Origin of the sequence: Protofrankia sp. Cr2, assembly GCF_963555885.1 — a bacterium.
Classification (GTDB): Bacteria; Actinomycetota; Actinomycetes; order Frankiales; family Frankiaceae; genus Protofrankia.
In genome coordinates this window covers 215047-223189 of sequence record NZ_CAUVXG010000002.1, presented here as the reverse complement: position 1 = coordinate 223189, position 8143 = coordinate 215047, and the positions used below count along the sequence as shown (strand labels likewise).

The window sequence follows — 8143 nt, the reverse complement described above, 5'->3', positions numbered from 1 at the left end:
TGCCGGCCGCGCGCAGGACGGGGTCAACGGCGTGCTGCTCTGGGCGCTGCCGCTGGCTGGCGCCGCGGGAATGGCGTCGGTCCTCAGCGGCCTGCGGTGGAGAATGCGCCGCGGCCGCGGTGGACCGGTGCCCGTCTCCAGCGATCAGCGCTTTCCCTGACGTGGCCAGGCAAACTGGACGGGTGGGCACCCGATATCTCTATGACACCGAGTTCATCGAACGTTCCGAGGCGGGTCACCACTGGCTGGATCTGGTGAGTATCGCAATCGTCAGTGCGGACGGCACCAGGGAGTACTACGCCGTGTCCACCGAGTTCGATCCGGCGTTCGCGGTGCTGTGGGTGCAGCGCAACGTCCTGGCCAAGCTGCCACCGCCGGCGGATCCGTGCTGGCGGTCGCGCTCGCGGATCCGGTCGGACATCGCCGAGTTCCTCAGCGTCGACGGGCCGCCGGAGCTGTGGGCCTGGTACGCCGCTTATGACCATGTCGTGCTCTGTCAGCTCTTCGGCACTATGACGGATCTTCCCCGCCCGTTCCCTCGGTTCACCCGCGACCTGCGTCAGCTCTGGGAGGAGGTCGGCCGTCCACCACTGCCTCGGCCACCGCACGACGCTCACGACGCGCTTGCCGACGCCCGCCACAACCTGGCCCGCTGGCGGGTGCTGGCACCGCTGCGGGCAGCGCTGTCGCAGGTAGCCGCGGGGTAACTTTTCGTGGGCCTCCGGCCGCGCCACGATGTCGGATGTATTTCTGCGCCGCTTCGTTGCGACTACGCTCCGCTCTGACGAGCCCGAAACGGGGCGTCCAGGCGGCGAAAAAGGGGTGCGGTCGTGCGGATCGGCGTGCTGACAGGCGGTGGGGACTGCCCAGGGCTGAATGCGGTCATAAGGGCGGTCATCCGCAAAGGAGTAGATATCTATGGACATTCGTTCATAGGTTTTCGTGACGGTTGGCGTGGTCCCTTGGAAAATGCGACGGTACCGCTCGGCGTCGACGCGGTCCGCGGCATTCTTCCGCGCGGTGGGACGATTCTCGGGTCCAGTCGTACAAACCCCTACAAGGTGGACGACGGCATCGTCCGTATTCGGAAAACCATGGCAGACCTGGGGATCGACGCCCTCATCGCCATCGGGGGTGAGGACACCCTCGGCGTCGCCGCCCGGCTCCACACCGAGGGAATCCCGATTATCGGGGTTCCCAAAACCATCGACAACGACCTGTCTGCCACCGACTACACCTTCGGGTTCGACACGGCGGTCAACATCGCGATGGAGGCCATCGACCGCCTGCACACCACCGCCGAAAGCCATCATCGCGTCCTCATCGTCGAGGTCATGGGCAGGCATGCCGGTTGGATCGCCCTGCACAGCGGAATGGCGGCGGGCGCCAACGTGATCCTCATTCCGGAACGACCCTTCGACATCGACAAGGTCTGTGCCTTCGTCGAACACCGCTTCGCCTCGCACTACGCGCCGATCATCGTGGTGGCTGAGGGAGCGAGTCCGGTGGCCGGCAGCCTGGTGGTCAAGGAAGGAGAACTGGATGCCTTCGGGCATGTCCGGTTGCAGGGAATCGCATCCGTGCTGGAGACCGAGATCCGTGGCCGGACCGGGCGGGAGTCCCGCGCGACCGTGCTCGGCCATGTCCAGCGGGGCGGCACGCCGACGGCGTTCGACCGGTGGCTTGCGACCCGTTTCGGTCTGCATGCCGTCGACGCGGCGAACGACGGCGACTGGGGCACGATGGTCGCCCTGCACGGAACCCGGATCGACCGGGTACCGCTGGCGGAGGCGACCCGTGAGCTCAAGCTCGTACCGGAGGAGCTCTACACCGAGGCGGAGGTGTTCTTCGGCTGAGCCGGCGACAGGTCCGCGACGATGACACGGTTGAGATCCGATCCGACCCGACCCGACCGTCACACCGTAACCTCTAATACCGTGGACGAATTGGATGTCTGGCGGACCCTGCCGGTCAAGCAACAGCCGAACTGGCCCGACCCCGCGGAGCTGGCTGCGGCCCGCAGCCGGTTGGCGGCCCTCCCGCCGTTGGTCACCGCGCCGGAAATCCGGGTTCTGACCGAACGGCTGGGGTCGGTTGCCCGGGGCGAGGCGTTTCTGCTTCAGGGTGGGGACTGCGCGGAGACCTTTGCCGCGAACACCGCCGACAAAATTCGTGACAAGGTGAAAACGCTGCTGCAGATGGCGGTCGTGCTCACCTATGGGGCAAGCGTGCCGGTGGTGAAGGTCGCCCGGATAGCCGGCCAGTATGCCAAGCCGCGGTCAGCCGACGTCGAGGCGAGCACGGGGCTGCCGTCCTACCGCGGCGATGCGGTCAACGACATCGCCGCGACGGCGGTGGCCCGCCGGCCCGACCCCGGCCGACTGGTGGACGCCTACCATGCCAGCGCGGTCGCGCTGAACCTCGTCCGCTCCTTCGCCACCGGTGGGTTCGCTGACCTGTCGAAGGTGCACGAGTGGAACAAGACGTTCGTGCGGGACTCGGCGGCCGGGCGTCGGTACGAGATCATGGCGACCGACATCGAACGGGCGTTGTCGTTCATGGCCGCCTGCGGCATCGACCTCGAACGCACGTCCAATCTGCACGGCGTCGAGCTGTTCACCAGCCACGAGGCACTGTTGCTGGACTACGAGCGCGCCCTGACCCGGACGGAGGATGCGACCGGCGCGGTCTACGACGTGTCCGCACACATGCTCTGGATCGGCGAGCGTACCCGTGATCTCGACGGTGCGCATGTGGACCTGATGTCGCGGGTCGGCAATCCCATCGGGTGCAAGGTGGGTCCGAACGCGTCCCCGGACGACGTCCTGGCGTTGGTCGATCGGCTCGACCCCGACCACATCCCGGGCCGGTTCACCGTCATCACCCGGATGGGCGCGGGACGCGTCCGCGAGGTGCTCCCCGCGATCGTCGAGAAGGTCAACTCCGCCGGCCATCCCGTGGTGTGGTCGTGCGACCCCATGCACGGCAACACCCGCGACGTGAACGGGGTCAAGACCCGGCACTTCGACGACGTCCTCGACGAGGTGTTCGGCTTCTTCGAGGTGCACAGGTCGCTGGGTACCCATCCCGGCGGTGTGCACATCGAGTTGACCGGTGACAACGTGACGGAGTGCCTCGGCGGCGGCGAACAGATCGGTGAGGCCGATCTCGCCGGTCGGTACGAGACCGCGTGCGATCCCCGGCTGAACACCGGCCAGGCGCTTGAGCTGGCCTTCCTGGTCGCGGAAAGGCTCCAGCAGGGCTCCCCCCGCCTCGCTCCCGCCGGAACCCGCCACGTAGGGCGCTGAACACCGCTCAACCTGCTCGTGAGCAGGCGAGATCGTCCGCTCGCCGGGGCGACGGCATGGGGGCGACGGAGCTGACCGTGGGGCCAGGAGCCCTCAGCCAGCGGCGGTGGGGTTCAACACGTTCGCCACGATGCCGTCGGGGTCGGGACCGATCCCGGCGGGTGGTGGGCTCGGCGTCGTCGACGTCCCCGTTGTCGGCGTCGGCGTCGGCGTCGCCGGGGTGGGGCTGGCGGTGGGTGCGTGTGCGTCCCCTGGGTGTCCGGGGGCGCTCGAAGTGGGGCTCGCGCTCGGCGGAACATCGGCCGTGGTCGGGCCCGATGCCGTGGGATCAGTGGGAAGACCTGCGCTGGGAACCGGCGCGGCGGACGGGCTCACCGGCGGCGTCGCGTTCGAGTCCCCGACGACCGGTTCCTGCGTGGGTGAATGGTTCACCGGGGTCGAAACGGTGGCCGGAGCGCCCTCCCGCGACGGTGGCGTGAACCCGGCGGCGGCGAGGGTGTCGTCCACACCGTGCACGTAGTCGAGGGCGTCGGATGCCATCATGCGCAGCTGACCACCGGGCAGGCCGTCGAGCAGGATACGCAGATCCCGGGTCTGTTCGGCGGTGAAATCCCGAACCGCGCGCAACGCGTCGGCACTGCCGTTGCGAGCCTCGGCGACCAGCACGTCCCCGCCGGCCGCCGCCTCGTTGCGCCAGGCTGCCAGCAGACCGCGAATCTCGGCGGTCTTCGTCGGAAGCCGTCCGTCGTCCATGAGAGTCTGGATTTCGCCCAGCCTGGTCCGGGCGATGTCGAGGTGGACCTTGGCCTTTTCGACACGGCTGCTGGTGAGATCAAGCTGGATCTGCTCGACCCGAAGCTTGAGCCCGTAGAAGGGTTCACCGGGAACCGCCCGATGAGCGTTGACCGCGATCCCCGTTACCAGGACCGATGTGGCAAGGGCGCCGATCAGAGCCGGGCGGGCGCCGACCCGCGCGCGGGAGCCGCGCGCGGGAGCCCTTTCATCGCCGGTCAGATGTTCGCCGGTCAGGGTTTCGGTGGCTGGGAGCTCGCGGTTGCGGAGCTCGCCGGGGTAGAACTCGCTGGTCGGGGGTTCGGTAAGCAGGCGGGCGCGCAGGGACGCGCGGAACTCCTCGCGCGGCGACACCTGTTCGCAGGCTCGCAGCGCGGTGACGACGTCCAGGCTGGTGCGGTCGCGCATGCCCACGACAGGCTGCCGACCGTCGATCAACCGGTCAAGGCGTTCCGCTCGTCGCCTGGTGAGTGATACTCCCATGGCGTTCCCCCTGTTCCCCCTGTACGGTGCGCAGCCCGGGCGCTGGTCGGCACCCGTATACACCGTCCGCTCTCATGGTGACGGGGAACACCCCGCGCGGGCACGTATCTCGCCCTCGCCGTCCACGGTGATTCGTCCGGCCGGTCCGATCCGGCCGGTACGGAATTCACCCTGAACGATCGCCGAATGATCATTTGATCTATCCCACCGTGAGGGTCACCTTGGCGCCCTGTTGGACCTGGCTTCCGGCGGGCGGGTTCATGCGCTTGACGGTGTCGCCGAAGAAAGCGATACCGTCGCGTTCCGCCTTCAGCCCGGCGTGTTGCAGCACCCGGGCGGCGGCCTGGTACTTGAGGCCGACAACATCGGGAACGTCGACCAGCTGGCCGTTGCCGTCCCCGCCGTTGCCCCCTCCTCCTGTGTCGGGCGGACCTTTGGAGACGAACAGGGCGACCGTCGAGCCGCGGTTGACCTGCTGCCCGGGGTCGGGGGAGGTGCGCACGACGCTGCCGGCGGCGACGGTGTCGTCGTTGATGTCCTGACGGATGACCGTGAGACCGAGTGCTTGGAGCTGACTGCGGGCCTGTTCGAACGTCAGCTGGATCACGTACGGCATGATGACGGTGGCCGGGCCGGTGCTGACGATCAGCGTCACCGCGGTGCCCTGGGCGAGCTCGGTGCCCGCGGCCGGGTCCGTTCTGATCACGTTACCGGCCGCGATCGTGGCGTTGGCCTCCTGGCGTGGGGTAGGCGTCACGTTGAGTTGTTGGCGGGTGAGCCTGCTCTGGGCTTCGGTCACCGACAGGGTGGCGACGTCGGGCACGTGGACCTTCGCCTTGCCCAGGCTGAGGCGTACCCGCACCGTACTGCCGGGCTTCACCTCGGCGGCGCTGGCCGGATTCTGCTCCATGACCCGGCCCTCGGTGAACGTGTCGCTGGTGGCGGCATCATCGAAGACCACGGCCAGCCCGGCCTCGGTGAGCGTCCGCTCCACCGTGGCCCGGTCGAGACCAACCAGCGGGGGGACCCGTACCGTGCCCGGCCCGGACAGGGTCCGGATCGCGGCGAGCCCCCCGACCAGGGCGATGAGCGTGACAACGGCTATCACCACGAGCCTGGTGCCCGACCATCGCGACCGTCGCCGGTAGCGCGGCGCGAGACGATACAGGTCTCCGCCGCCACGTTCGTAGCCGGTGGTCGCTCGGGAGCCGTCGACCGCAGCCGGACCCAGGTGGGTGCGGTCGGGGTAACCGTCGAGCGGGGCTGGTTCCTGGCCGGGCTCGGGCAGGTACGCCGCGAGCTCGCGCAGCTCGTCCAACATGGCGGCGCCGTCGGAGGGCCGCCGGTTCGGGTCGCGTGCGGTGGCGCGGAGCACAAGCGTGTCCAACGCGGCGGGGATGCCCGATACGGCGGCGGACGGCGCGGGAACATCGCCGTGCACAGACTGGTAGGCAAGCGACATCGGGGTGCTGCCGCTGTGGGGCAACTGCCCGGTCAGCATCTCGTAGAGCACGACCCCGGCGGCGTAGATGTCGCTGCGGGTGTCGGCCGAGCCGTCGCTGACCTGCTCGGGTGCGAGGTAGCCGACGGTCCCCATCACGACACCTTGTGTCATGGCGTAGGTCGCCTGGTTGACGGGCCGGGCGAGCCCGAAGTCCGCGACCTTCACCTGGCCGTCGTTGCCCAGCAGGATGTTCTCCGGCTTGATGTCACGGTGTATAAGGCCGGCGTCGTGAGCGGCCGTGAGGGCTTCGAGGACCGGCTCGATGATCTCGACAGCCTCGGCCGGAGTGAGCCGACCGCGGTTGCCGATGTGCTGGCGCAGGGTCTGCCCCCGGACAAGCTCCATCACCAGATAGATGACATGCCCGTGGGGCCCGTTGTCACTGCCCTGGTCGAGGATGGAGACTGCACGCGGGGTGTTCAACCGCGCCGCGGCGTTCGCCTCCCGGTGGAAGCGTCGGACGAAGTCCTGATCGTGCGCGAAGGCGGGATGCATGACCTTGAGAGCGACCAGCCGGTCCAGCCGATTGTCGTGCGCGACATAGACCGTCGCCATGCCGCCGACGGCGATGCGTTCCTGTGCGGTGTAACGCCCGTCCAGTAACCGTCCGATGACGGGGTCTGTGACGGTCGCGTCCATATGGCACAGCTTACGATCGCGTGCTCCGGTCGCGGGCATCCGGTCGGATGGGGCCCGTTGTCATGGGCCGGTAGTTGTTTTGCGCAGGCAGGTCGAAACCGTGGGAACCCACTGCGGAAACCACCGCGGGGAAATCTGCGCGGGCAAACGGGTGTCGGGGCTACCCTCGCCGACATGGAGCGGATTGTCGTCGTGGGCGCGGGACTCGCCGGGGGCCGGACCTGCCAGGAGCTGCGGGCTGCCGGATACACCGGGACGCTGACCCTGCTCGGTGCCGAGGACCACCTCCCGTACGACCGGCCGCCGCTGTCAAAGGCCGTGCTCGCCGGACGCAGGGACGACACCACGTTGCCTGTTGACCTGGGCGATGTCGAACTGCTTCTCGGCCGCCGCGCCACCGGGCTACGGCCGGGGGTCCTCGACACCGATCGTGGTCCGCTCGATTTCGACGGCCTGGTCATCGCCACCGGTGCCGATCCGGTGCGGCTGCCCGGTGACGGGCGCCAGCGGGTACTGCGCACCATCGACGATGCCCGCGCGTTACGGGAGGTCCTGCGTCCGGGTCTGCGGCTCGCGGTGGTCGGGGCGGGCTGGATCGGTGCGGAGGTGGCGACGGCCGCCGCGGCCGCCGGTGCGGCGGTGACCGTCGTCGAGGCTGCGGACGTCCCGTTGGCGCAGGCGCTCGGGGATGAGGTCGGCTCCCGTATGATCGACTGGTATGCCCAGGCCGGCGTGACGTTGCGGCTGGACACCGAGGTCCACGCCGTCCAGCCGGACGGGCTTGCACTCGTCGGCGGCGAGCACCTGCTCGCCGACGAGATCGTGGTCGGTGTCGGGGTCCGGCCGGCCACCGGTTGGCTCGCCGGCAGCGGGCTCGCGCTCGACCGCGGGGTCGTCGTGGACGAACACCTTGCCGCGGACTGGTCCACACCGGTTGTCTGCGTCGGCGACAGCGCCGCATGGTGGTCGCTGCGCTACTCGGCACGGATGCGGGTCGAACACTGGGACTGCGCCCAGCAGTCACCGGTTGTCGCCGCGGCCACCCTGCTGCGTGCAGACGCGACGACACTGCTGCGTGCAGACGCGACTACGCCGTTGCGTGCAGACGCGGGTACCCCTCCGGAGGACGTCGCGGTCTACGACCCGGTGCCCTATTTCTGGTCCGACCAGTTCGATCGAATGATCCAATTTGCGGGTCGCCGCCCGGCCGACGCGAAGCCGGTATGGCGCGGCGACCCGAGCCAGCCCAAGGGTTGGTCGGCCGGCTGGTTCGACGATGCCGGCCAGCTGGCGGCTGTGGTCGCCGTCGGGCGACCGGCGGATGTGGTGCGGGCCCGGCGCCTGATGCTCGCCGGTGCCACGGTCGACCCGGCCCGGTTCGCAGACGCGTCGACACCGTTGGGCTGATCCGGCCTTT

The 8143-nt window shown here is 69.0% G+C and carries 6 protein-coding genes; 4 read left to right on the top strand and 2 right to left on the bottom strand.

The window, feature by feature from the left end; genetic code table 11:
- The first annotated feature begins 182 nt into the window (after window positions 1-182).
- From U9978_RS02500 to U9978_RS02490, 3 genes are all read left to right on the top strand, one after another.
- A complete protein-coding gene (locus U9978_RS02500) occupies window positions 183-707 on the top strand; it encodes a polyadenylate-specific 3'-exoribonuclease AS (protein ID WP_322759431.1) in 525 nt (174 codons plus the stop codon).
- 123 nt (window positions 708-830) lie between these two features.
- Window positions 831-1856: a 6-phosphofructokinase gene (locus U9978_RS02495; protein ID WP_322759387.1), complete on the top strand. Its 1026-nt coding sequence runs from the start codon at window positions 831-833 to the stop codon at window positions 1854-1856.
- A gap of 21 nt (window positions 1857-1877) precedes the next feature.
- Window positions 1878-3308 (top strand): class II 3-deoxy-7-phosphoheptulonate synthase, encoded by a 1431-nt coding sequence (locus U9978_RS02490; RefSeq protein ID WP_416210822.1) that lies wholly within the window; start codon window positions 1878-1880, stop codon window positions 3306-3308.
- Window positions 3309-3401: 93 nt separating this feature from the next.
- Here the strand turns inward: U9978_RS02490 and U9978_RS02485 are convergent, their stop codons facing one another.
- The gene (locus U9978_RS02485) at window positions 3402-4583 is read right to left on the bottom strand and encodes a DUF5667 domain-containing protein (RefSeq protein WP_322759385.1); all 1182 of its coding nucleotides are present in this window, start codon (window positions 4581-4583) and stop codon (window positions 3402-3404) included.
- 199 nt (window positions 4584-4782) lie between these two features.
- Window positions 4783-6726 carry a Stk1 family PASTA domain-containing Ser/Thr kinase gene (pknB, locus tag U9978_RS02480; RefSeq protein WP_322759384.1) on the bottom strand — a complete coding sequence of 648 codons (1944 nt, stop codon included), beginning with the start codon at window positions 6724-6726 and terminating at the stop codon, window positions 4783-4785.
- 174 nt (window positions 6727-6900) lie between these two features.
- Here pknB and U9978_RS02475 point away from each other — a divergent pair, with 174 nt between their 5' ends.
- Window positions 6901-8133, top strand: coding sequence for an NAD(P)/FAD-dependent oxidoreductase (locus U9978_RS02475; protein WP_322759383.1), 1233 nt, complete (start codon window positions 6901-6903; stop codon window positions 8131-8133).
- Window positions 8134-8143 lie beyond the last annotated feature (10 nt).

Bases quoted from the DNA above. Each gene is read 5' to 3' on its own strand.
- U9978_RS02475 (WP_322759383.1), top strand. From the start codon at position 6,901: ATGGAGCGGATTGTCGTCGTGGGCGCGGGACTCGCCGGGGGCCGGACC.
- U9978_RS02485 (WP_322759385.1), bottom strand. From the start codon at position 4,583: ATGGGAGTATCACTCACCAGGCGACGAGCGGAACGCCTTGACCGGTTG.
- U9978_RS02490 (WP_416210822.1), top strand. From the start codon at position 1,878: ATGACACGGTTGAGATCCGATCCGACCCGACCCGACCGTCACACCGTA.
- pknB (WP_322759384.1), bottom strand. From the start codon at position 6,726: ATGGACGCGACCGTCACAGACCCCGTCATCGGACGGTTACTGGACGGG.